Origin of the sequence: Paenibacillus sp. OT2-17, assembly GCF_009827695.1 — a bacterium.
In the GTDB taxonomy this organism is placed as follows: domain Bacteria; phylum Bacillota; class Bacilli; order Paenibacillales; family Paenibacillaceae; genus Paenibacillus; species Paenibacillus polymyxa_B.
In genome coordinates this window covers 1-2,497 of record NZ_WUDQ01000544.1, presented here as the reverse complement: position 1 = coordinate 2,497, position 2,497 = coordinate 1, and the positions used below count along the sequence as shown (strand labels likewise).

Annotated in this window: 3 protein-coding genes; all 3 read left to right on the top strand. The window is 51.3% G+C overall.

What is annotated here, in order from left to right; all coding sequences use genetic code 11:
* A partial coding sequence (locus GRP75_RS24345; protein ID WP_160790603.1) for an L-fucose/L-arabinose isomerase family protein occupies nt 1-1,090 on the top strand: 1,090 nt, incomplete at its 5' end.
* 54 nt (nt 1,091-1,144) lie between these two features.
* Nucleotides 1,145-1,990 carry a transketolase gene (locus GRP75_RS24340; protein ID WP_023989376.1) on the top strand — a complete coding sequence of 282 codons (846 nt, stop codon included), beginning with the start codon at nt 1,145-1,147 and terminating at the stop codon, nt 1,988-1,990.
* Nucleotides 1,991-1,992: 2 nt separating this feature from the next.
* A partial coding sequence (locus GRP75_RS24335) for a transketolase family protein (protein ID WP_369127586.1) occupies nt 1,993-2,497 on the top strand: 505 nt, incomplete at its 3' end.

Below are 2,497 nucleotides of genomic sequence, written 5' to 3'. Positions count from 1 at the left end.
CACAGGTAAAGTGCTGCGAAGATTCAACGTTCCCTTCACCTATGTAACGAACAGTTGGGTGAATGATCCGGTTTTCGAAAGAGGCTTTACCAACTTTGTGGCGGCCGCCAACGTCGTGCGCCAATTCAAGAGCTTACGCATTCTCCAGATTGGCCCCCGCCCCGCTTCATTCTGGACGATGATGTGCAATGAAGGCGAACTGCTGGAACGCTTCGGCATTGAGATTCATCCCATTACCATTGTCGACATTCAGCTTAGAACCAAAAAAATTGCCTCCAGCAATAGCTCAGAGCTTCTGGAAACGATGGATTACATTAAAGAAAAACTCGATTACAGTGAAGTGACCGAAGATGATGTAAGACGGATAGCCGCTTTAAAGGTCGCCATGAAATCCTTCGCCCGTGAGACGGGAAGCAGCGCTATCGCAATTCAGTGCTGGTCCTCTTTGCAGGATGCCATATCTATTATGCCGTGTCTGGCCAATGCAATCCTGACTGACGAACAAATTCCGGTTACTTGTGAAACAGATATCCATGGAGCCATTACTTCCATTATGGTGCAGGCTGCCTCCATGAACACATTGCCAACCTTCTTCGCAGATATTACTGTTCGACATCCTGAGAATGATAACGGCGAACTTCTCTTCCACTGTGGCAATTTCCCGGTCTCGCTCTCCGTAGAGAACAAACCGAAGTTACGCAAACATTTTCTCTTCGACGACCATTCTCCCGGAACTCATGAAGGCGAAATCCGCGGTGGCGGTATGACCATTGCCCGATTTGACGGCGACCACGGTGAGTACTCCATGTTCCTCGGGCGTGCCCGGGGTATTGAAGGTCCTTATACCCGCGGCTCCTACGTATGGGTGGAAGTAAACGATTGGCCGCTGTGGGAGGAAAAACTCGTAAAAGGGCCTTACGTCCATCATTCCGTAGGTATCCACGCCAATGTGATCCCGGCCATTTATGAGGCCTGCAATTATATACCCGGCCTGACGCCTGATCCGGTCGATCCCACGGAACAGGAAATTCAAAGCTGGCTTAGAGGATCCGATCTCGCCCGTAATAAGCGCCCGAACCTTCACGTTTGAGACGTCTAAAGCGACAAAGCCCATCCCTATAATACCTATCTTGAGGAGGACATTATGGAAATCCAGGAACTGAAAGTAAAAGCCGCACAAATCCGCATGGACCTGCTAACCATCATTCACCGCGCCAAAACGGGACATACGGGGGGATCGCTGAGCAATACAGACATTTTAACGGCTTTATATTATGAAATCATGAACGTTGATCCTGCTAATCCAAAATGGGATGACCGTGATCGCTTTATCGCCAGCAAAGGGCATTCCGTAGAATCTCTATGGTGTATTCTGGCCGACCGGGGCTTTTTCCCAAAAGAAGAGCTGGAGACCTATAGCCAGTTCGGCACCCGACTCATTGGCCACCCGAACAACAAGGTTCCAGGGATTGAAATGAACACCGGGGCCCTCGGCCACGGCCTGCCCATTTCCGTAGGCATGGCACTAGCTGCCAAGCGGGATGACCGTCCTTACCGTGTATTTTGTTTAATGGGAGACGGCGAACAGGCCGAAGGCTCCAACTGGGAAGCCGCTATGGCAGGCTCTCATTATAAGCTGGATAACCTGATCGGCATTATCGACCGCAACCGACTCCAGATCAGCGGTGCTACCGAAGAAGTCATGGGACTGGAGCCGCTGGAAGAGAAGTGGACTGCCTTCGGCTGGAACGTCGTCTCTATCAACGGCAACAATATGGAAGAATTGCTTAAGGCATTCAGGTCCGCCCCTGAAGTAGCCGGAAAGCCAACGTTAATTATGGCCAATACCACCAAGGGCAAAGGCGTATCGTTCGCCGAAAATGTCCCGGCATGGCATCACCATGTGCCTAATGATAAAGAGTTGGAGCTGGCTCTCACAGAGCTAAAGGCAACGATCGAAGAATTGACGCAGAAAGGGCAGGTGCATTAAGCATGAATAAAATTCCTAATCGCCAAGTAATCTGTGACACACTGCTGGAGTTGGCCAAAGACGACCGTGATATCATGGTACTGGCCAGCGATTCGCGCGGTTCTGCTGCAATGGCTCCCTTTGCCAATACGTTCCCGCAGCAGTTCGTCGAGGTCGGCATTGCCGAACAGAATATCGTAGGCATGTCTGCAGGCCTGGCCCACAGCGGCAAAAAACCGTTTGTGACTTCACCAGCCTGCTTCCTCAGTATGCGCAGTATTGAACAAGTCAAAGTTGACGTTGCTTATTCGCGGACAAATGTGAAGCTCATCGGCATTAGCGGAGGCGTCAGCTACGGGGCGCTTGGCATGTCACACCACTCCGTGCAAGATATCGCAGTAGCTCGGGCAATTCCGGGACTGGCGATTGTCCTGCCTGCTGATCGTCACGAAACGAAGAAAGTGACCGAAGCGCTTGTAAAATATGACGGCGGCGTATACGTGCGAATCGGGCGTAATCCCGTTGCGG

Excerpts from the sequence above, each read along its gene's own strand:
- GRP75_RS24340 (WP_023989376.1), top strand. The coding sequence starts at position 1,145 with ATGGAAATCCAGGAACTGAAAGTAAAAGCCGCACAAATCCGCATGGAC.